16 protein-coding genes are annotated in these 21,814 nt (G+C 70.9%); 8 read left to right on the top strand and 8 right to left on the bottom strand.

Going from position 1 to position 21,814, the window contains the following annotated elements; translation table 11 throughout:
* Positions 1-40 precede the first annotated feature (40 nt).
* The 3 genes from WME79_RS35505 (at position 41) to WME79_RS35495 (ending at position 4,941) form a co-directional block, all read left to right on the top strand.
* On the top strand, positions 41-973 hold the full coding sequence (locus WME79_RS35505; protein ID WP_437524081.1) for an AraC family transcriptional regulator: 933 nt from the start codon (positions 41-43) through the stop codon (positions 971-973).
* Between the two features lie 273 nt (positions 974-1,246).
* Positions 1,247-2,170, top strand: a complete 924-nt coding sequence (locus tag WME79_RS35500; protein ID WP_437524078.1) for an aldo/keto reductase — start codon at positions 1,247-1,249, stop codon at positions 2,168-2,170.
* 329 nt (positions 2,171-2,499) lie between these two features.
* Positions 2,500-4,941 (top strand): GH36-type glycosyl hydrolase domain-containing protein, encoded by a 2,442-nt coding sequence (locus WME79_RS35495; protein ID WP_437524075.1) that lies wholly within the window; start codon positions 2,500-2,502, stop codon positions 4,939-4,941.
* A 109-nt stretch (positions 4,942-5,050) separates the two neighbouring features.
* Here WME79_RS35495 and WME79_RS35490 read toward each other — a convergent pair whose 3' ends face one another.
* Positions 5,051-6,409 carry an amidohydrolase family protein gene (locus WME79_RS35490; RefSeq protein ID WP_437524073.1) on the bottom strand — a complete coding sequence of 453 codons (1,359 nt, stop codon included), beginning with the start codon at positions 6,407-6,409 and terminating at the stop codon, positions 5,051-5,053.
* Positions 6,410-7,185: 776 nt separating this feature from the next.
* Between WME79_RS35490 and WME79_RS35485 the strand changes: the two genes are divergently transcribed.
* Positions 7,186-7,644, top strand: a complete 459-nt coding sequence (locus tag WME79_RS35485) for a hypothetical protein (protein WP_437524070.1) — start codon at positions 7,186-7,188, stop codon at positions 7,642-7,644.
* A gap of 178 nt (positions 7,645-7,822) precedes the next feature.
* Here the strand turns inward: WME79_RS35485 and WME79_RS35480 are convergent, their stop codons facing one another.
* From WME79_RS35480 to WME79_RS35465, 4 genes are all read right to left on the bottom strand, one after another.
* Positions 7,823-8,701, bottom strand: coding sequence for a transglutaminase family protein (locus WME79_RS35480; protein ID WP_437524069.1), 879 nt, complete (start codon positions 8,699-8,701; stop codon positions 7,823-7,825).
* A 160-nt stretch (positions 8,702-8,861) separates the two neighbouring features.
* Entirely contained in the window at positions 8,862-10,739 is a 1,878-nt protein-coding gene (locus WME79_RS35475; protein WP_437524066.1) for an Hsp70 family protein, read from the bottom strand.
* On the bottom strand, positions 10,736-11,371 hold the full coding sequence (locus WME79_RS35470; protein ID WP_437524064.1) for a DUF2760 domain-containing protein: 636 nt from the start codon (positions 11,369-11,371) through the stop codon (positions 10,736-10,738). Before WME79_RS35470 ends, WME79_RS35475 begins: the two co-directional genes overlap by 4 nt.
* A gap of 101 nt (positions 11,372-11,472) precedes the next feature.
* Entirely contained in the window at positions 11,473-12,084 is a 612-nt protein-coding gene (locus WME79_RS35465; RefSeq protein ID WP_437524061.1) for a hypothetical protein, read from the bottom strand.
* A 392-nt stretch (positions 12,085-12,476) separates the two neighbouring features.
* On the opposite strand from WME79_RS35465, the gene WME79_RS35460 reads away from it, so the two are divergent.
* From WME79_RS35460 to WME79_RS35450, 3 genes are all read left to right on the top strand, one after another.
* On the top strand, positions 12,477-12,686 hold the full coding sequence (locus tag WME79_RS35460; protein ID WP_437524059.1) for a twin-arginine translocase TatA/TatE family subunit: 210 nt from the start codon (positions 12,477-12,479) through the stop codon (positions 12,684-12,686).
* Between the two features lie 86 nt (positions 12,687-12,772).
* Complete coding sequence (locus tag WME79_RS35455) at positions 12,773-15,919, top strand: MXAN_5808 family serine peptidase (protein WP_437524056.1); 3,147 nt, start codon at positions 12,773-12,775, stop codon at positions 15,917-15,919.
* A 110-nt stretch (positions 15,920-16,029) separates the two neighbouring features.
* Positions 16,030-16,584 carry a TerB family tellurite resistance protein gene (locus tag WME79_RS35450; RefSeq protein WP_437524053.1) on the top strand — a complete coding sequence of 185 codons (555 nt, stop codon included), beginning with the start codon at positions 16,030-16,032 and terminating at the stop codon, positions 16,582-16,584.
* 75 nt (positions 16,585-16,659) lie between these two features.
* On the opposite strand, the gene WME79_RS35445 is transcribed toward WME79_RS35450, so the two are convergent.
* On the bottom strand, positions 16,660-16,965 hold the full coding sequence (locus WME79_RS35445) for a hypothetical protein (RefSeq protein WP_437524051.1): 306 nt from the start codon (positions 16,963-16,965) through the stop codon (positions 16,660-16,662).
* Positions 16,966-17,046: 81 nt separating this feature from the next.
* Here WME79_RS35445 and WME79_RS35440 point away from each other — a divergent pair, with 81 nt between their 5' ends.
* Entirely contained in the window at positions 17,047-18,018 is a 972-nt protein-coding gene (locus WME79_RS35440) for a uroporphyrinogen-III synthase (RefSeq protein WP_437524049.1), read from the top strand.
* Here WME79_RS35440 and WME79_RS35435 read toward each other — a convergent pair.
* Positions 18,006-18,821, bottom strand: a complete 816-nt coding sequence (locus WME79_RS35435) for a hypothetical protein (RefSeq protein WP_437524047.1) — start codon at positions 18,819-18,821, stop codon at positions 18,006-18,008. The genes WME79_RS35440 and WME79_RS35435 overlap by 13 nt on opposite strands.
* 85 nt (positions 18,822-18,906) lie before the next feature.
* Positions 18,907-21,672 (bottom strand): tetratricopeptide repeat protein, encoded by a 2,766-nt coding sequence (locus tag WME79_RS35430; protein WP_437524044.1) that lies wholly within the window; start codon positions 21,670-21,672, stop codon positions 18,907-18,909.
* Positions 21,673-21,814 lie beyond the last annotated feature (142 nt).

Raw genomic sequence — 21,814 nt, 5'->3', positions numbered from 1 at the left:
CGTCCATAGAAATGGTTCGATCGTCCAGAAAGGAAGATGCGTGGACGTCCTGACGGAGGCGCTGCGCAGCGTCCAGCTGCGGAGCCAGATCTACGGCCGGCTCGAGCTGAAGGCGCCCTGGGGCATGCGGATCGACGCGCACGACGCGACGACGTTTTACGCGCTCTCGCGGGGCGGCTGCGTGCTCGACGCGGGCGGGCGCCGCCTGACGCTGGCGCCCGGCGACGTCGTCTTCTTGCGCGCCGGGCTCGCGCATACGGTGCGCGACCGCCCCGGCTCCCGCGCCGTCTCGCCCGAGGTGGTGTATGCGCAGCGCGGGGGCCGATGCGGGGGCATCGTGCACTACGGCGGCGACGGGGCGCCGACGACGATCGTCGCGGGCGGCCTTCGCTTCACCGACGCGCGCCTGAACCCGCTCCTCTCGAGCCTGCCCGAGCTCATTCACGTGCAGGGCGACGGCGGCGTCGCGACGCGGTGGATCGAGTCGACATTGCAGTTCGTCGCCGCCGAGATGGACGCGGAGCTGCCCGGCTACGAGCTTGTCGCGGGCCGCCTCGCCGACGTGCTGTTCGTGCAGGCGCTGCGCACCCATGTCGCGGGCGTCACGCGCGGGCAACCGGGCTGGCTGCGGGCGCTCTGGGATCCCACCCTCGGCGTCGCCTTGCAGCGGATGCACGAGCGGCCCGCCGACCCGTGGACGGTCGAGGCGCTCGCGCGCGTCGCGGGCGTGTCGCGCTCGGCCTTCGCCGCACGCTTCAAGGGGGCGCTCGGCGTCGCTCCGCTCGAGTACCTGACGCGCTGGCGCATGCACCGCGCCGCCGAGATGCTCGCCGACGAGGCCGCGAGCACGGCGTCGGTGGCGGGCGCCATGGGGTACGCCACCGACGGCGCGTTCGTGAAGGCCTTCAAGCGCCACATGGGCGAGACCCCGGGCATCTACCGGCGCAAGGCGCGCGCCCGGCCCGACCGGTAGCGCCGACAGGGACAACGGACAGGCTCCCTGACAAGCTGACGAGGATTGACGAGGATTGACGAGGATTGACGAGGATTGATGAGCGGCGCTGAGCCGCACCGCACGCTGCCGCTTCAGGAGATCGGCGCACCCGCCGCCGCTCGCCCGAGCCGTGTGACTGCATGGATCCAGGCCTCGGTTTACGTTCGACCTGTCGGTTGGTAGAGTCCTCTCCAGGAGGGCCCTATGCGCGAGCCGAGCGAGACGGGAGGTGCCGATGGCGGCCGTCGTGGCATGTTGAGAGCGGTCGCGACGACCGCGGCGGCCGCCGCGGTCGGGGCAGCCGGCGACGGGCAGCCGGCGGCGCCTGCGGCCGCCGGGGCGCCGGGGCGCACGCTCGGGCGAACCGGCGCGCAGGTGGAGCCGGTGTCGCTCGGGGGCGAGGGGATCCTCCGGACGACCGGCCGCCACCGCGAGGCGGTGCCCGTGATCCTCGAGGCCCTGCGCCTCGGGGTCAGGTATTGCGACACCGCGCCTGCATACCAGCAGAGCCAGGACTACTACGGTGAGGCCTTCCGCGCGGCCGGCCCGAAGGCGCGCGAGCAGGTCTTCCTCGCCTCCAAGACCCACGCGCGCGATCGCGACGGCGCGCTGCGGCTGCTCGACGACAGCCTGCGTCGGCTCGGGACAGACCACCTCGACTTATGGCAGCTGCACGATCTGCGGGAGCTCGAGGAGCTCGACACCATCTTCGGCAAGCGGGGCGCCATCGAGGCCGTGGAGCAGGCCAGGGCGGACGGCCGCGTGCGCCACGTCGGGATCACCGGCCACCACGACCCGCGGATCCTCCTGGAAGCGATGCGGCGTTATCCCGTGGACACCGTGCTCTGCGCGGTAAACCCTGCTGACCCCGCGCGGCTCCCGTTCCTGACGACCGTGGTCGAGGAGGCGCGGCGGCGCGGCGTCGGCGTCATCGGCATGAAGATCATGGCCGCGGGCCGCCTGCTCCAGGATCGCGCCGCGAGCGCGAGCGAGCTCATCCGCTACGCGGCGAGCCACGCCGACACCGTGATCATCGGCTGCTCGTCGATCGCCGAGGTGCGCGAGAACCTGGGCGCGCGGTCCCTCTCCTTCCCGATGCCGCCCGCCGAGCGCGCCGCGCTGGAGGCGCGCGTCGCGCCGCGCGCTGGCCGTTACGACACGTTCAAGGCCGGTTGAAGCGGCGGATACGCGGCTCCGCGAGCGACGCGCGGCTCGCGGAGCCTCGATGTGTAAAATTTTTCTTCTGCTGCAATCCTGGGTTGTCTGCCGCACACCAACCCTGCGCCAACGCGCGACGGAGTGCGACGGAGTGTGGCGTTCTTCCTGGCAAAACGCCCGCGAGCGCGCCCCCAGGCCCCGTTGACAAGCGGAGGTGCAGGGGTCTAGAGTGGCGGCCCTCTGAGCTCGCTCGGAGGCCCCAGGCCTGACAATTATCGGCTTATCCGACCCGGGGCAGCGCTGCCTCCGGGTTTTTTTCTGTCGCTATCCACGGAGACCGCGCGTCCATGAGCAATCAGTACGGCCACTTCGACGACGAGAGCCGCGAGTACGTCATCACCCGGCCCGACACGCCGCTGCCCTGGCTCAACTACCTGGGCTCGGACGAGATGTTCGGCCTCTGCACCAACACGGCGGGCGGCTACACGTTCTGGAAGGACGCCAAGCTGCGCCGGCTGACGCGCTACCGGTACAACAACGTGCCGATGGACCTCGGCGGGCGCTACCTGTACGTGAACGACGGCGGGGTCGTGTGGAACCCCATGTGGAAGCCCCTCAAGACGGCCCTCGATCGCTACGAGTGCCGCCACGGCCTGGGCTACACGAAGATCACGGGCGAGAAGAACGGCGTCGAGGTGGAGGTGCTCTACTTCATCGTTCCCGGCGAGAACGTGGAGATCTGGCGCACCCGGGTCACCAACAAGAGCGGCTCGAAGAAGGACATCCAGCTCTTCTCCTATCAGGAGTTCTGCTTCTTCGAGGCGCTCAACGACATGACGAACTACCAGCGCACCTACTCCATCGGTGAGGTGGAGATCGAGGGGAGCGCCATTTACCACAAGACCGAGTTCCGCGAGCGCCGCTCCCATTACACGCTCTTCGCTTGCACGCGCGCCATCGACGGGTTCGACACGAGCCGTGACGCGTTCTGCGGCAGCGTCCACCACGGCCTCCACGAGGCCCAGGTGCCGGCCAAGGGGAAGGCCACGAACTCCAAGGCGTTCGGCTGGAACCCGATCGGCAGCCACCAGGTGAGCCTCTCGCTCGAGCCCGGCGCGAGCGAGACGATGAGCTTCGTGCTCTCGTATGTGGACCACGGGGACCTGCCCAAGTTCAAGGCGCCCTTCGTCCTGAACAAGCAGAAGGGCAAGGAGATCCTCGCCAAGTACTCGGCGCCCGGCGTCGTGGACGGCGCGTTCGCCCAGCTGAAGGCGGACTGGGCCGGGATCCTCTCGAACTTCCAGGCCGACTGCCCGGACGAGCACGCGACACGCATGCTCAACACCTGGAATCAGTACCAGTGCATGGCGACCTTCAACCTCTCTCGGTCCGCCAGCATGTACGAGACCGGCATCGGCCGAGGCATGGGCTTCCGCGACTCGAACCAGGATCTCCTGGGCTTCGTGCACCTCGTCCCCGAGCGCGCCCGCCAGCGCATCCTCGACATCGCGGCCACCCAGCTCAGCGACGGCACCTGCTACCACCAGTACCAGCCGCTGACGAAGAAGGGGAACGCCGACATCGGCGGCGACTTCTACGACGATCACCTGTGGCTGATCCTCTCCACGTGCGCGTACATCAAGGAGACCGGCGACAAGAGCATCCTCAAGGAGGCGGTGGGCTACGCCGACAAGGCGGGCTCCAAGGAGGACATCCTTCACCACCTGGAGACGTCCATCGCCTACACGATGAAGAAGCGGGGCCCGCACGGCCTGCCGCTGATCGGCCACGCGGACTGGAACGACTGCCTCAACCTGAACTGTTTCAGCACCGAGCCCAACGAGAGCTTCCAGACCGCGGGCGACGTGAAGGACTCGAAGGCCGAGTCCGTGATGATCGCCGGCCTCTTCCTCTATGCCAGCCGCGAGATGGCCGCCCTGTACGACTGGATGGGCCAGAAGTCCGACGCAGCGCGCATGCGTGAGCAGTACGCGGAGATGCTGGCTGTGGTCGAGAAGGAGGCCTGGGACGGCGAGTGGTACCGCCGCGCCTACGACGCCGAGAGCCGGCCGGTCGGGAGCAAGGAGAACGAGGAAGGGAAGATCTTCATCGAGAGCCAGGGCTGGTGCGTCCTGGGCGGCGCCGGTGCGGACAACGGCCGCGCCAAGCAGGCGATGGAGAGCGTGCACAAGCACCTCTACACGAAGAACGGCATCGTGCTGCAGCAGCCTGCGTACTCGACGTATCACCTCGAGCTCGGTGAGGTCACCTCGTATCCGCCGGGCGTGAAGGAGAACGCGGGCATCTTCTGCCACAACAACACCTGGATCCACCTCGGCTGGTGTCTCCTGGGCGAAGGGGAGCGCGCGCTGGAGTACTATCTCTCCATCTGCCCCTCGGCCAAGGAGAGCCAGATCGAGACCTATCGCGCCGAGCCCTACGTCTATGCGCAGATGATCGCTGGCAAGGACGCCCCGGTCTTCGGTGAGGCCAAGAATGCCTGGCTCACCGGCACCGCGGCCTGGACGTTCGTGTCCGTCAGCCAGGGGATCCTCGGCGTGCAGCCCCAGTACGACGGCCTGAAGCTCGATCCCTGCGTGCCCAAGGCGTGGAAGAGCTTCTCCATCTCCCGCCGCTTCCGCGGCGCCACCTACGAGATCAGCGTCAAGAACTCGGGGGTGTGCAAGGGCGTGAAGAAGCTGACCGTCGACGGCAAGCCCGTCGCGGGGAACGTGATTCCCCTGTCGCCGGTTGGCTCGACGGTGCGCGTCGAGATCGAGATGGGCTGAAGGCCCGCTGTCGGAGCGCGCCGCGCGATGGCGGCGGCGCGCTCCGCGTGCGCTCGTCCTCTCCGTGTGACGAGCGCGCCGAGCCCGCGGCGGCAACCGCGCGTGCGGCTCACTCGGCCTGAGCTGGGCCGACCCACTTTCCGTTCAGCATGACCCGCTTCACGTGGCGCATCGCCCGGATGTCCGCGAGCGGGTCGCCTTCGATCACGACGAGGTCGGCGAGCTTGCCCGGCTCGACGCTGCCGAGCCGGTCGTCGACGTGGAAGTACCTGGCGTTCTCCAGCGTGCCAGCGACGAGGACCTCCATGGGCGAGAGGCCGCTCTCGACGAGCAGCTCCATCTCGTGCTGGTAGGCCCACCCTCGCTCGGCGCCCGGCGCCTTGCCGTGGGAGCCGACGACCACCCGCACCCCGGCGCGGCGCGCCGCGAGGGTGAGCTTCATCATGTTCTCGAAGCCGAGCACCTCGGTCTCCGTCGCGCCCGCGTCGCCGGCGCGGCGCTCGAAGATGGCGAGCGTCGGGGTGAGGAAGGTGCCCCGCGCCGCGAGCAGCCCGAGCAGCGCTCGCGTCCGCGGCGCGCCGAGAGAGATGCCGCGAAAGATCTCGAAGCGCCCCGGGACGCGCGCGTCGTTGTCGGCGATCACCGACTGGCGGTAGCGCTCCGCCTCGCGCGGCGGCACGAGGGCCGTGCCGAGCGACGTGATGTGCTCGATGCCGTCGAGCCCGGCGCGGACCGCGGCCGCGGCGTCGACGGTCTCGAGATGCGCGACGGCGATCACCCCGCGCGCATGCGCGGCCTTGGCGACCTCCTCGACGAGCCCGAGGGGCAGGCGGAAATAGACCTTGATCGCCGACGCCCCGCGCTCGACCAGCTGATCGACAGCCCAGCGCGCCTCGGCCGCGTCGCGCACCAGCATCGCGCTCTCCGGATAGGCCGGATACAGCCCGTCGAGCAGCGGCCCCGCCAGGAAGAGCCGCGGCGTCGGGCCGAGCTTGCGCGCGGCGTCGTACGCCTCGATCCAGTTCCCTGGCTCGCGCAGCGAGGTGACGCCGCGCTGCAGGACGACGCCGGGCAGCCCGTCATCGCCGTCGAGGTGGAAGTGCGCGTCGATGAGGCCGGGCAGCACCCAGAGCCCCGCGCCCGGGACGACCTCCGCGCCGGCCGGGACGTCGGTGGCGCCGCGCGCGCCCGCGGCGACGATGCGGTCGCCGCGGACCACGACGACGGCGTCGCGCACGGGCGGCCCTCCTCGGCCGTCGATGAGCGTGGCCCCGACGATCGCCGCGCAGTGCGCGGCGTCCGGCCGCGCGACGGCGTTGATCTCCCGTGGGGGCGGGAGCTTCGGCTGCCCTTCCGGCGAGGACCATTGCACGGCGGTGCTCGCGCAGGCGCACAGGCCCGCGAGCGTCGCCGCCAGACACACGCGCAACACGCGCAACACGCGCAACACGCGCAACCGAATGCTCATCGTGCCCTCCCCCGTGACGCGCGACGGGCCCCGCGCGTCGCCGTCGCTCCGCGGCGCGCGTGGGGGCGTGTCGCTGGCGCCCGTCGCGCGCGATCGCAGCGCGAGGCCGGGCTCTGCGATCGCGCGCGACGCAGGCGCCGCGCCTCTGATCATAGCAGATCCGTGCTCCAGGGCCGCTGTCACGAGCGCTTTCCAACTTCCACCTTCAAGTCGTCGAAGGCGCGCGTTCCCGGCGACGTCCGCCGCCATCTCCAGATTCGCTCGAGGCATCGAGATGGCGCAGCGCTGCGGGCAGCGCACGGCGCGGGCGGCGGCGATCCCAGCGGCGGCGCGGCGTTCCGTGGAGCACAAGGAGGCTCGGAACTCGCGACTTGCGGGATTCGATGCGATGCTCGCGGCGAGCATGAGCCGCGAGCCCCCCGGCCACGTCGATGCGCGCGGCTCGTGACGCGCGATTTCGGTGCTGTTTCGTCGGGGCGTCGGCATCAGGCGATCCCCGAGCCGCGGGGGCTGGTGGGCTCGTCCTCAACGCGCATGCCTTGGTGTTTGGGGTCGCTCGACCGGGCGAGGCGCGGACAGCCGTTTCGCGCGTCGCATGGAAGATTGTTGAGCGTCACAGCCTGGGTGGAGTAGTGTGCCGCCGCCGGCACGCGGGGGTTGTCGCGACCGGCGAGTCCCCTTGGGACTGACAGACGAAGCGACGATCGACGACGGGCGCTCGTTCGAGCGCGCCGGAGGACAACATGCGTAATATTAATCTTGTCAGCATTGGCTCGATGGCTCTCATCCTTGGCGCGACCGCCTTCTCCGTGGGCTGCGGGGACGACACCGAGACGACGGGCTCGGGCGGCGGGACCACCGCGAGCAGCTCGGCCGGCGAGGGCGGCGGCGGCGGCACGGGCGGCAGCGGCGAGGGCGGCAGCGGCCAGGGCGGCAGCGGCGAGGGCGGCGCCGGCGGCACGGGCGGCGGCGAGGACTGTGTAACCTGCTCGGCGCCCCTCCTCGCCGGGGCTGATCCGGCGGATCTGTGCGAGTCCTCGGTGCCGAAGTACGAGGCGGTCACGGAGTGTATCTGCGAGGCCTGCGGCGCGGCAGAGGGTGACCCCTGCTATACCGCGTGCACCACGGACGAGGCGGCGGACGACGCGTGTAACGAGTGCGGCAACATGGCGGCTGCCAGCGCGGACGGCGCGTGCATCGAGCAGGGCACCGCCTGTCTCGAGGACGGCCAGTGATCTCGACGCGCTGAGGTCCAGCGGCTCTGTCCGACCGACCTCCGGCGATTCGCGCCGTGGCCGCAGGGGAAGGCGGGACGCCTGTCTCCCCCGCGGCCGTTGTTTCGCGCTCTCCGCGGTCGTCCGGCGATCGCTGCGACAGGCGCCTGTCGGTGCGCGGGCGAGCCAGCGGAGAGAGCTAGTCGACCTCGGCCACCGTCACATCGACGGTCATCGTCTCGGTGGCGGCGGTGTAGAGCGTCCCCGCTGTCGGCGTTGCGTCCATGTAGTTGCGGCCGTAACCGACCCGCACGTGGTCGAGGCTGGCCAGCACGCCGTTCGTGGGGTCGAACCCCTTCCAGCCGACGTTCGGGATGTAGAGCTGCACCCACGCGTGGGTCGCGTCGGAGCCAGCGCGGCTCGCGCCGACGTTGCCGGTATAGAGGTATCCGCACACGTAGCGCGCCGGAATGCCGAGCAGCCGCGCCATGCAGATGAACAGGTTCGCGAAATCCTGGCAGACCCCGCGCCGGTTCACGAAGACGTCATACGGGGTGGTCGCGAGGTTTGTCGAGCCCGGCACGTACTGGTATTCGCGGAAGAGCGTCAGGTTGATCGCGAAGAGCGTCTCCATCAGGTCCGCGTCGTTCTTCTCGACGAACGACATGGCGTAATCGAAGAGCGCCTGGAGCTGGGTGTCGGGGAGCTCCGCCGCGCGCACGTACGGCGCGATGATCGCCTGCTCCCAGGGCATCCAGACGAGGGGGAACGCGGGCCGGATCTTCTTCTTCGCGAACGCGAACGGATCGGCGTCGCAGAGCTCCACGATCGAGTCGGCCGAGATCGTGAGCGCGGTATACGGGGCGGTGATCTCGAAGCGTGTGACCCGGTTCCCGAAGACGTCCTCGAACTCCACGGTGGACACGTCGGGATCGATCGTGAGCGTGTGCGAGAGCACCCGTTGATCCCAGTCGTGCACCGGGCAGAGATGCAGTTTGTGCACGCTGCGCTCCACCGGGCGATCGTAGGTATATCTCGTCGAATGGACGACGCGGAGCCTGCGAATCGTCGGTGCCATGTCGTGTCCTCGATGAGCGCGCTTCGGCTCGGCCGCTCGCTCCTTTGCCTGCTGCATGCTGCGGCGCGCCGTGAGGGTAGCGCGCGCGGGCGCGCTCTGCTTCGGGACGGACGGCGGGTCGTGCCGCTTCAGGCTCCTCCGGACGCGGGCACGCCCGCGCTCACGCCTCGGCGCGCACCGACAGCTCGATCCGCCAGCGCTCGTTCGGCTTCTGCGCCTCGCGAGGGATCGCCTCCAGGAGCAGCGTCCCGACCTCGGTGACCGACGCGCGCAGCTGCACCGGCACCATGTCGCCCTCCCGGCGGCCCTCCGCGGGCAAGGTGACCTCGATCGGCGAGAGCTCCTCGAGCTCCCCGGGCTTCCAGTTCTCGAGCTCGGTCCCGGCCTGGTCATCCCGTCGCACCGACGAGCTGAAGAAGCGGAAGCGCACCGGCTCGCCGACCACCACGCCGAACTCCTGCGGCGGCAGCGTCGCCTCGGTGCCTTCCTCCATGCCGAACGGCGCGAGGCAGAGCGCCGTGATCGGCGGCTCCAGGCCGGGCACCGCGGGAACGGCCCCCTCGATGCCCACGTAGTAGGCCCGCGCTGTCCCGCCGCGGATCCGGAGCCCACGGCCGCGCCGCGCGAGGCCGTAGGCGGCGGCGCCGCGCGCGACCGCGAGATCCAGGTCGTCGCTCGGGAGCACCCGCGGCCGGGGCGCGCCGTCCTGCTCGAGCCAGGCGCCGAGCGTCGCGATGAGCCGCTCGCGCAGCGCCGCGCTCTTCATCACGCCCCCGTTGAAGAGCAGCGCCGTCGGGTGCAGGAGGAGCGGCGCGCGGCCGGCCTCGGCGTTCGCCCCTCCCTGCGGGGCGAAGCCCTCGAGCTTCGACGTCGCGCCGGCCTGCCGCCCCAGAAACGCGGCCAGGTGGCGGGTGATGGCCGGATCCTGCGCGTACGGGAGGCCGAGCTGCGTCAGGCCGGCGCGCGCGCGGGTCGCGGGGCGCGCGGACGAGGGGACCTCGGGGAAGAACCCGTCCACGAGCGTCCGGGTGATCTCGTCCCGCGTGAGCTCGGTCCGGATCGCCGCCCCGAGCAGCTTCGAGCCGCGGCCGGCGATCGCGATCGGCGCCTCGCTGATCGACGGATCGCCGAGCAGCCGCTCCTTCGCGACGCGCGCGGCGTGGGTGAGCGACGTCATCTGCCAGCGATCGAGCTCCTTGCCCTCGGCGGCGAGCTTCGCCTTCACGACGTGGGCGAGCGCGAGGTCCATGTTGTCGCCGCCGAGCAGGATGTGGTCGCCGACCGCCACGCGGACGAGCTCCAGCGAGCCGTCGCGCGGGACCGCGGCGATCGCGGAGAAGTCGGTTGTCCCGCCGCCGACGTCGATCACGAGCAGCACGTCGCCCGGCTGGAGGTGCTTGCGCCAGGCCTCGCCGGCCGCGTCGATCCAGGCGTACACGGCGGCCTGCGGCTCCTCGAGCAGGGTGAGGTCCTCGAACCCCGCGGCGCTCGCTGCCTCGACGGTGAGATCGCGCGCCGCGGCGTCGAACGACGCGGGCACCGTGATCACGATCTCCTGCTTCGCGAGGGCGAGCGCCGGATCGTCCTTCGCGAACAGGTGATCCCACGCCTCGGTGAGGTGCTCGAGGTACCGCCACGACGCCTCGACGGGCGAGATCTTCTCGATGTCCTCGGGCGCGCCGAGCGGAAGCGTCGATCCGCGCCGGTCGATGCCAGCGTGGCTGAGCCAGCTCTTCGCGCTCGAGATGAGGCGCGCCGGCGCGTCGACGCCGCGCGCGCGGGCGTGCTCGCCGACGGCGAAGCGCCGCTCGGCGTCCCAGGGCAGCGCCTGGGGGCCCTCGCTCTCGTGAGGGATGTACATGAAGGAGGGCAGGAGCGGGCGCGCATCGAGCGTCCCTTGCGCCACGAGCTGCGGGGCGGCCATCACCTCGGGCGACGGCGTGAGCCGCGCGTCGGCGCCGTCCTCGGGGAGGCGCGCGTAGGCGAGCGCGCTGTGGGTGGTGCCGAGATCGATGCCGATGATGTAGCGCGCGCTCATAGCTCGACCTCCGCGGGGGCGATGATGCTGGCGTCGTGGCCGGCGACCGGCGTCGGCAGCGAGACATCGTCGGCGCGCCAGCCCCGGTGGCGCAGCACCCCTCTGTAGGGCGCGGTCCCGGACACGTTCCCGATGAGCTTGATCTCCGAGGGGTTGTAGCCGGCCTCGAGCGTCACCTTCGCCCCCTCGTCCTCGCGCCGCACGGGCGCGAGCTTCGCGTGGCTGCGCAGCGCCTTGCGGCAGCCCTCATGGACCATCCTCGCCGCCACGCCGACGTCCGCATCGCCGAACGAGGCGATGTCCTGCTCGAGGAAGTCGACGAGCCGCCCCTCGCGCTGGAGCAGCGAGAGCAGCTGGAGCGCCGAGCTCACCGCGGGCGCGGCCTGCGGCGCGGGGGCGGGCTCCCTCGCCGCAGCCGCGGCGGCCTCGGGGGCGGCGGGCGCGCCACCTGCTCGATCCCGCTCGAGCTGTCGCGGCTCAGCGCGCTCGTCCGGCGGCAGGGCGGCGACCGCCTCGCGCGCCTGCCAGGCCCGCGCGGCGAACTGGGAATCGAACAGCACGCGGAAGAAGCACGCGAAGGCGAACCAGAGCCGCGTGGACCAGGGGAGCTGAGGAGTGTGGAGGTCGGCCACGGCGAGAGCCTAACGCCGAGCGTAGGGATCGGCACAGAGACCGGCGCGCGGGGCAGGGGGGCGCGTGCCCTGCGCCGCCGCCCGGGGCGACCCCGGGCCCCTCAGAAGGTCGCCCGGAGGACGGGGACGCGGACCTCGTGCCCCTGCGCCACGCCGAACTGGAACATCTCGTCCTGCGAGTAGAGCGGCTTGAGCGAGAGCGCGGGCACGCCGAGCGCGACCCGGCGCGGCGTGATGTCGACGAGGCCGAGCCGGGGCTCTTCCCAGCGGGCTCGCCGGAGGATCTGCGCGGCGTCCGTCGTGAGCTGGACGTTGATCCCCGGCTGCGGGGGCTCCGCGGCCGGCTCGTTGCGGATCGGCTCGCTCTGGTCGGACTCGGGGGGCTTGTATGCGGTGGCGTTCAGGGTGACGACGAGGGTCGGGATGACCAGCGCCATGCCCCCGGCGAGCATGTAGAGCGGCACCTCCGCGGGCGGCTCCGCGGCCTCGATGAAGTAGCCGGCGACGCCGCCGCCCACCGCGCCGAGCCCGCCGAACACGAGGTACGGCCAGGCGCGCTCGACGCCGATCGCCCCCATGGTCAGCATCACGACCTCGCCGCCGAGCAGCGCGCCGCCGACGATCCCCTTGCCGTCGACGCTCACCGTGTCTCCCCCGCTCGCCTCCTGAGCGCTCGCGCGCCCGGCTGCGCCGGCGAGCACCGCCGCTGCCACGGATGCTCCTGCCAGACAATGCGCTGCCTTACGATTCAAGCGGTTCATCGGCATCGTGTTTTCCCCGTGTCGACTGTCGCGAAGCCTGCGAGGGCTCAAGCCATGGATCACCGCCGACCTCATCCGAGGCTGGCGTCCGGACCGGCCGGCTGGCGATCCCGTCTGGGCCCTCGAGCCGTTCTTGATTTGTGAACCGCTGGCGGAGCGAGCGGGTGCTCACGCGCCTGGTCTCTCCTCCAGCGAAGCCGGTGCGCGAGCCTAGCACGGGTCTCAGAGCTTCGAACCGCTGCATTGCCGGTGCGGAGGATGGGTGGTATGGGTCCACTCGAACCGGGCTGTGGCCCGCCGCCACCTGCCGCAGAGAGCGCGGCAGCCTTCAAGGGATCAACGCTATGGGCCGCATCGGACCGCTTGAAATCGCCCTCCTCGTAGGCCTCGCACTGCTCCTCTTCGGCGCGGGGAGGATCGCCGACGTCGGGAAGGGGATCGGCGAGGGCATCCGGAATTTCAAGAAGGGGCTCCGCGACGACGAAGAGGAGGCTGCCAAGCAGCTCCCGGCGAAGCCCGAAGAGAAGCAAGAGGACACGCACAAGCCCGTGTAGCGCCCGCGCTGGAACGCGGTGCTCGGGGCCAGCGAGCACCGACGCCGGTCGACGCTCGCTGGGGTGCGTCTATACTCGATCGCCGTATGCCTCACCGACCCATGGAGCGCATCGCCAAGGCGCTCGTCGTCTCCGCCGCGTTCCCGCTGGCAGCGTACTTCGTCCTTCAGTTCGGCCCCGGTGGGCTCTGGCGCGGGTTCGAGCCGGCGCTCGCGGTCACCGGGCAGGTGGCCAAGGCGCCGTACGACCTCACCCGTCTCGAGGCCGTCAACGAGACGCTCAAGATGATCCGGGACAAGTATGTCGAGCCGGATCGCGTCAAGCCGAAGGAGATGCTGCTGTCGGCGCTCAACGCCGTCCAGCGCGACGTCGCGCAGGTGATCGTCCTCAACGAGGACCCCAACGAGGTCACCGTCCGCGTCGAGACCAGCGAGAAGAAGTTCCGGATCGACAACATCCAGGGCCCCTGGGACGTCTCCGCGCGCCTCCGCGAGGTCTTCACCTTCCTCCAGAAGAACCTCCGCGGCACGGAGGTCGATCTGCGGGACGTCGAGTACGCCGCGTGCAACGGCATGCTGCACACGCTCGACCCGCACTCGTCGTTCCTGAGCCCCGAGGCGTACAAGGAGATGAACCTCTCCACGTCAGGCGCGTTCGGCGGGCTCGGCGTCGTGATCTCGATCCGCGACCAGATGCTCACCGTCCTGAACCCGATGCCCGATACGCCCGCGGGCAGGGCGGGCCTCAAGCGGCTCGATCGGATCGTGAAGATCAACAACGAGTCGACGCTCAACATGCCGCTCGACGACGCTGTGCGGAGGCTCCGCGGCGATCCTGGCACCCCGGTCACCGTGTGGGTGACCCGCGAGGGCGATGGAGGGTGGCAGGGGCCCAAGGCCTTCGAGCTGACCCGCGAGGTGATCAAGGTGAGGTCCGTCGAGTCGCGCGCCTTGGAGGGCGGCGTCGGCTACGTCCGGCTCAAGACGTTCCAGGCGACCTCGACCGCGGAGCTCGATGCGGCGCTCGACGGGCTGCGCAGCAAGGGGCAGCTGAAGGGGCTCGTGCTCGATCTGCGCGGCAACCCGGGCGGCCTGCTCGATCAGGCCGCGCGCATCGCCGACAAGTTCCTCGCCGACGGCGTCATCGTGTCCACGGTCGGCGCCTCCGAGGGGCGCGAGGAGAAGCGCGCCAAGGGGCCGGGCACCGAGCCGCTGTACCCGATCGTGGTGCTCGTGAGCGGCAACAGCGCGAGCGCGAGCGAGATCGTGGCCGGCGCGCTGAAGAACAACGATCGCGCCGTCATCGTCGGCTCGCAGACGTTCGGCAAGGGCAGCGTGCAGCTCGTCTTCCCCGACGTCACGGCCGAGAAGGCGGCCCTCAAGCTCACGATCGCGCAGTACCTGACGCCGGGTGACATCTCCATCCAGGGCGTCGGCGTCACGCCGGACATCGAGCTCGATCCGATGACGGTCGACGAGCTCGAGATGGATCTCACGGTCCAGAAGGATGGGCTCCGGGAGCGCGATCTCTCGGCGCACCTCTCGAACGCGCGCGCGGCGGCCGCGGGCAAGCCGACCGAGGTCGTCCGCTACCAGCTCACGAGCGCCGAGCGCGAGCAGATGCGCGAGCGCGGGGGCGACATCGACGAGGACTTCGCCGTCGATTTCCCCATCCGCTTCGCGCGGGATCTCGCGGCGCGGATGCCGCCCTCCACGCCGAGGCTCCAGCAGCTCCGGGCGATGCACGACTACATCGAGCAGGCCGGCAAGGAGGAGCTTGGCAAGGTCGCGGCCGAGCTGACGAAGCTCGGCGTCGACTGGTCCGACGCGCCCGAGGGGGTCACGCCGGCGGCGAAGTCCGAGCTCGACGTGAAGGTCGAGACCGATCGCCCGAGCGCCGAGGTGACCGCGGGCCAGCCGATGGAGCTCCGGGTCACGGTCAAGAACAACGGAAAGCAGCCGGTCTACCGGCTCCGCGGGACGACGGAGAGCGACAACCCGTACTTCGACAGCAAGGAGCTCATCTTCGGCAAGATCGGCCCCGGCCAGACGAAGAGCGCGAAGGCGCCGCTCGGCTGGTGCGAGGTCGAGGGGCGGAAGGTCGGCTCGACGAAGCCGAGGAAGGCGAACGAGAAGCGCGTCTGCACGATCCCGATGGACGCCCTCTCGCGGAGCGACGGCCTCAAGGTGAAGTTCGAGGTCGCCGCCGCGCCGGAGCCGCCGGCGGTCGAGATCCGGCCCACGGTGCGCGCGCTCGACCGGCCGCTCTTCCAGTACGCCTATCAGATCGCGGATGACCGCGAGGGCAACGGCGACGGGCTCATCCAGAAGGGAGAGCGGGTCAGCATGTACCTGACCGTCAAAAACGTCGGCAAGGGGCCGTCGTACGAGACGCAGGCGAACATCGCGAACCTCTCGGGCGACGGGCTCATGCTGCACGCGGGGCGCTTCGACATCTCGAACATCAAGCCAGGTGACGTGCGCAAGGTGGTCTTCAGCTTCGACGTGGAGCAGCAGCTGTCGGAGCCCGAGGCGACCCTCACGCTCTCGGTCGGCGATCGCGATCTCCGCGAGTTCGCCAGCGAGAAGGTGAAGATCCCGATCTCGCCGCGCATCCAGCTCAACGGCGGCGGCTCCCCCGTGAAGGCTGGGGCGGAGGGGGCGACCCTGCTCCCGTCGCCGGAAGCGAGCGCGCGCGGCTTCGGCCGGCTCCCGGTGGGCGCCGTGGTCAAGGTGCTCGGCGAGGCGCCAGGCGGGTTCCTGAAGATCGACCTTGGCGCTGGGCGCTTCGCGTTCGTCGCGGCGCGCGAGGTGACCCCGGGCGGCGGGCCGGCCCCGGCGGCGGTCGCGTTCGAGGACCTCTACTCGCACGCGCCGCCGACGCTGGACATCGCCGCGGCGGCGCTGGCGACGACGGCCGGCACCATGAAGATCACGGGGACGGCATCGGACAGCGAGCGGCTGCTCGACACCTTCATCTTCGTCGGGTCGCGGAAGCTCTATTACAAGTCGAACCGCGACGGCGCCGACCCGAAGAAGGCCGAGTTCTCGTTCGAGGCGCCGCTCCGGCCGGGGGTCAATGTGATCACCGTGGTCGCGCGCGAGACACCCGACACCACGACGCGGCGCACGCTCGTGGTGCGCAAGGACGGGTCTGATGGCTCGATCCTGAAGACCCCGAAGTCCGACAACCCCGTGGACGATTGGATTGCGGACCGCGGCGGCGAGGAGTAGGCCGCTGGGGAATGGACCAAGGCGGCGACATGGACGACCGCGGTGACGGGCGTAGGGGGCGGGGCTCCGCCGGGCTGCCCTGCCCGGCGAGGATCTGGTAGCCTCATCACGTGGGACTCCTCGCCTGGCTCGGCCTGAAGCAGGGGGGCTCGTTCCCGAACCTCGACGCCCTCCTGACGGAGCTCCGCGCGGCGCTCCCGGACGACGAGGCGGTCGTCCTCCGCTACATCGCCACCGTCATCGTCCTGCTCGGCAAGGTCGCCTGCGTCGACGGCCGCTTCTCCGACAAGGAAGACGAGCTGCTCCGCGAGCTGCTCACGCACGTCGACGGGCTCGCGCCGAGCGGCGTCGAGGCGGTGTTCAACGCCCTCCAGGGCAAGCTGCCCGCGCTCCAGGAGGGCGAGGTCGACCGCTGTTACCGCGAGCTCAAGGCGCTCTGCAACGCGAGCGAGCGGGTGGAGGTCGTGCGCCTCTTGATCCGGCTCGCGGCGGCGGACGGCGCGCCCACGCCGGCCGAGCGGGCCGAGATCGAGCGCATCGCCGAGGAGCTCGGCGTCTCGCTCGCTGACATCGAGCCCGACCTCTCCGTCGAGGCCGGCCATCAGGCTGGCTCCCCGACGCCACCGGACGACCAGAGCGATCCCGGCGGCGAGCCTCCGGCGTGACCCGGGCGCAAGCGCGGCTCGGCTGAACCATCGCGCGCGTCGCGCTGCTGCCGGGCGCCAGCGCCGCTCGGCTGATCAGTCGCGCGCGTCGCGTTGCTCGGCGCTGCCCTCGGGGCTCGGAGCGCGGCTCGCGAGGCCGAGCGCCCGTCGCTGCTTCAGCGCCGTGAGCGCCACGAACAGGACGAACAGGACGGCCCCGAGCACCGCCACGAGCACGCCGAAGTTGAAGAGGTAGTGCGCGCCCTGCGCGCCCCCCACCCCCATCAAGAAGATGCCGAGCAGCGCGATGCCCGCGCCGATGACGGGATCGGGGCCGGCGTCGTTCTCCGACGTCGCACGCGAGAGCCCGCTCCCCTGGACCCCGGAAGCCTCGTTGCTCATCGGATGGCTCACACGAGGAGCTTAGCAAACTGGTCAACCGCCCGAAACCCGCCAGCGCCGGACCCGGGCTATGCTGCGCGGGTGAGCACGCCCACCCACCCACGAAACGACCGACCTTCTCCGCCTGCGCCGTCTGACTTCGCCGGGCGCCGCGTCATCTGCTTCGAGAGCCGCCGCGCCTCCGAGATGGCCTCGCTGATCCAGCGGTATGGCGGTGTGCCGGTCACGGCGCCCACGCTCCGCGAGGTGCCCATCGAGAGGAACGAGCGCGCTCTCGACTTCGCGCGGCGCCTCGCGGGCGCCGAGTTCGACCTCGTGATCCTGATGACCGGCGTAGGGACCCGGGCGCTCGTGGCTGAGGCGGCGCCTGCGCTCGAGCCGAGCCAGGGCGGCGGCGGGGCGTCCAACGGTGACGGTGGCGCAGACGCCCAGGGCGTATCTCTTCTGGCGGCGGCGCTCTCGTCCGTGCAGATCGTCGTGCGCGGCCCCAAGCCGGCCGCGGCGCTGCGCGAGCTGGGCCTGACCCGCTTCATCACCGTCCGCGAGCCGAACACCTGGCGAGAGATCGTCGAGGCCGTCAGCGCGCTCGGCGATCTCAGCGGAAAGCGCGTCGCCGTCCAGGAGCACGGCGCGCCGAGCCACGAGCTCTACGCGAGCCTCTCGGCGGCCGGCGCGCATGTCACGCCGGTGCCGGTCTACCGCTGGGCGCTCCCGGAGGACACCGCGCCGCTCCGGCAGGCGCTCCGCCTCATGGCGGACGGCGGCGCGGCGATCACGCTCTTCACGAGCCGCGCGCAGGTGGAGCACGCGCTCCTGGTGGCGGCCGAGGAGGGGCTCGTCGAGCGGCTGCGCGCCGCGCTCGCGCGGGGCGTGGTGGCGTCCATCGGGCCGGTCTGCACGGAGGCGCTGCGCGCCGAGGGCATCGAGCCGGATTTCGAGCCCGAGCACCCGAAGATGGGCCACCTGGTCAAAGCGGCGGCCGCGCGCTCGATCGAGATCCTCGTCGCGAAGGGAAATCGGGGCGACGCGCCCCTGCCGACTCAGTCTTCGTAGTCGTCGTACGCCTCGTCTTCGTCGGCGGAGCGCGCGACGGTCGCCGGCCGGGGCGCGGGGCTGGGCTCTGCGCCGGCTGCGGCGCGCTCATCCATGTCCGCGTGGCCCCTGTCGATCAGCTCGGCGCGGTAGAGCACGCGCCCGTCCTCGGCCGTGATCTCACCGCCCACGTCGCCCCAGGCGAAGTCGTCGCTCTGGAGCGTGCGCATCGTCGCCTTCGTCTTGCCGATGCGCACGCGGAAGCTGGTCCGCTGGCACGGGATGGAGGAGCCACCGACCTCGACGTTCACCGCCTCGCTGCCGAGCACGTCCTCGTTCTCGTCGGCGGCGAGCGCGGTCTTGGCCATCATCGCGTCGTAGGCCGAGAGGGTCGCCGGCCGCTCCGCGCCATCGTCGATCCACGCCGCGCCGAGGATCTCACCGCGCCTGCTGGGCTCGTCGCTCATGCGGACCCGCAGCGCCTCGGTCCGCTTGCCGTCCTCGAGGGTCACGTCGACCACGAGGACGTCCCCCTCGCGCGCGACGACCCGCTGCGTGAGGAGCAGCGGCGTCTTCCTGAAGCTTCCCGAGAACCGGTAGGCCACATAATCGCCGGGCTTGCGCGCGCCGGACGCCTCCTCGGCGATCGGGCCGCGCTCGTCGAGCGAGCCCTTCGCGCGCTGCGGGACCTCGCGCCGCGCTTGCGCCGCCACCTTGGCGGAGGCGTCCTGCGGGCGACCGGATCGAACGTTCGTGTCGATCCCGGCGCCGCAGCCAGCAGCCAGGACCGCAGTGAGGGCGGCGAAGAGGAGCGGTCGGTTCATGCTCCTCCGGTACCGGAGAGCGCTCGCCGTGGCCCAATTTCTGGCGGTTCCAGGGCGTGCTCGCGCGATCGCGCGCGAGATGTCGTCAGGGCAGCTTGCCGCTCGGAAGCATGTCGTCGAAGGCGGCGTCGAACTCGTCCGCGATCATCTCGGCGCCGACGGCGCGCGCGGCCGGCTTCGGGACGTCGATGCGGCGCAGCCGCTCCGCCACGCTGCCGCGCGGGTCGCTGTAGCTCGGGCTCATCCGGGCGACGCGCTGGAAGTAGTAGAGCGCCTGCTCGGGGACGCCGCGCATCTCGTAGGCGTTCGCGATCTCGTAGGTCAGCGCGAGCTCCTGCTCGACCGTCTTGTGCGAGGCGTGCAGCCCGCGGATGAGCGCGTCGATGCCTGCCTCGATGTTGCCCATCTGGAGGTGGGTGACGCCGATCATCGATTGGCAGACGCACTCTCGCCCGGGGTCGCGGGCGGCGAGCTCGAACTCGCCGATGGCGTCGGCGTAGAGGCCCATCTCCTTGTAGGCGACGCCGAGATCGTAGTGCGTCGACGCGTCGGACTCGGAGATCTGCGCCGCGACGCCCGCCTTGAACTGCTCGAAGACGCTCTCGACGCTGATCTGCCGAGGATCGTCCTGGACGCCCGTCACCGAGCCCGGCACGACCTCGAGCTCGTCGATCATCTTGAGCGACTCGGCGATGTCGAACGCGCGATCCTCGTCCGGCCGCTCGCTGCCGCGCGGGACGGCCCGGGTGCCGCTCTCGTTGTCGGTCGCCGTCCGCACCACCTGCGGGTCCGAGGCCAGCTCCGTGACCTCGCGCAGCCGTTCCATCAGGAGCGGGTGGTTCGGAAGCCGCGCGAGCTGCTCCTCGAGGATGTTCCGCGCCTCTTCGAACATCCCGTGCTGCGCGAAGAACTCGACCTCCTCGAGCGCGTCCTCGTCGAGCGCGTCCGCGCGCCGCAAGGATCCCGGCGGCACAGAGCGGCCGGACACCGGCCGGACCGACGCCGGTCGGCCCGACACCGGGCTGTACAGCGCCGGCGGCGGCGCGGCGAGCACGGGCGGGGGAGGTATCGAGGACGCCGGGGGCGGAGCCTGGGACGCAGCGACGGCCAGGGGGTGCTCAGGCACGCGGCTCGGGTTGACCGACGCCGTCTCCTCCTCCTCGTCGTCGATGGCCTCGAGCTCCTCGACGTCCTCGACCTCTTCGACGTCCTCGATCGGGAAGCTCGGCAGCGGCGGCTCGTTCGCGAACGGATCGTCGAGGTGCGTGACGAGCTCGGGCCGCCGGGGGAGCGCCTCGACGACGCCGTCTTCATCGAGCGTGTACGCGGGCAGCGGCGCGTCGGGGTCGTAGAGGTCCTGGCTCGGCACCTCGGACGCGTACGCGTCGTTCTCACCGACCATCGGCGAGGCTTCCGGCCCGGCGGCGTCTTCCTCTGCGAGCTCGTCCTCCTGCGGCACCGCGTAGCCGAGCAGGTTGAGCATCTCCGTGGCCTGGGCGTTGCCGGGATCGAGGAGAAGCACCTCGTCGAGGAGCCTCGCCGCGTCGTCGACGGCGTCCTCGCTGGCCAGCTGCTGTGCGAACGCGAGCATCTGCTCGACGGCGGCGTCCTGGTCGCCCGCCTCGATCAGGACATCGCAGAGCTTCTCGCGCAGCTCTCGAGCGGCCGGCAGCCGGGCGACGCCGCCCTTGAGGAGGGCGACCGCCTTGTCGTACTGCCGGTCGCGCCGGAGGCTCTCGGCGTGCGCGACGAGCTGCCGCGGGCTCGCGATCGGCGACGTCGAGGGCTGCGACGCGCGGAGCGGGATCGGCACCGCGGACGCGGGCTCGTCGTCCTCGACGTCGAGCTCCTCCGCCTCCTCGTCCTCATCCTCCTCCTCATCGAGCTCGACGTCGATCGACGCGCGCGTGTTCCTGGACGAGGGCGCGATCTGGGCGGCGAGCTGGCGCACGCCCTCGTCGTTCGGGGCGCGCGTGATCAGGGCCGAGACGAGCGCGGTGAACTGGTCGACCCGCCCGGCCTCCTTGGCGATGCGCGCCGACTCCTTCTGCACCTCGATCGCCTTGGCCGGCTGCCCGAGCAGGTCGAAGGCGCGGGCGAGGAGCGCGAGCGTCTCCAGGTCCTTCGGGTTCTCCTTGAACGCGATCTGCAGCTTGGTCAGGGCCGACATCCCGTCGCTCGGGTCGCCGCGGTCGAGGTAGATCTCGGCGGCCATGCGGGCGAATCGGGCGTCCGGGCGGTGCTGCAGCAGGCGCTCGACCACCTTCAGCGCGTCGTCGCGCCGCCCGAGCTTGAGCAGGAGCTCGGCCGCCGTCCCGAAGCGCTGGATCGCGGCGTCGTAGTCGCGGACCCGGATCAGCGCCTCCGCGAGGCGGAGATAGGCGAGGGGGTTGTTCGGGTCGAGGTCGACGACCCGCTTGAAGATGTCGATCGCGTCGCGGTCGCGCCCCGCGCGGAGGAGGCGCGTCGCGACCTCGTCGTAGGCGGCGAGCGCGTCGCTCGTGAGCCCGAGCTGCGTGTAGATCTCCGCGAGGCGCGGGACGATGTGGCCGAAGCGATCCTCGTACTGCGGGACGTGCTTGTGGATGATCTCGCGGATCTGCTTGTAAACAGCGATCGCTTTGAGCGCGAAGCCCTGAAGGGAGTAGAACTGGCCGACGCGCTCGTAGGTGGTGATCGCCTCGACGTACTCCTCCGTCTTCAGGTAGAGGTCGCCGATCTTGAGCAGCGTGCGGACGTCCTTCGGATCGTCTGCGACCAGCTTCTGGTACTCGGCGATGGCCTTGTCGAAGCGCTTCCGCTCGACAAGCTTCTGCGCGGTCTGGAGTACCTTGTCGCGATCGACCGCCACGGCGATGGGAATCTCCTGCTGAGGGCAGCAAGGCGTTGCTCGGGCGCCTCGTGGGCATCCCTCACCTCGCCTAAAAAACACCTAGCCAATCCCGCCACCACGTACAAGCGCGCGGCACCGGAAGTTCCGGAAGCTACCGCGA

It is taken from the genome of Sorangium sp. So ce726 (assembly GCF_051521405.1).
Lineage (GTDB): Bacteria > Myxococcota_A > Polyangia > Polyangiales > Polyangiaceae > Sorangium.
The sequence above is the reverse complement of the archived record's forward strand: the minus strand, read 5'-3'. Positions and strand labels throughout refer to the sequence as shown.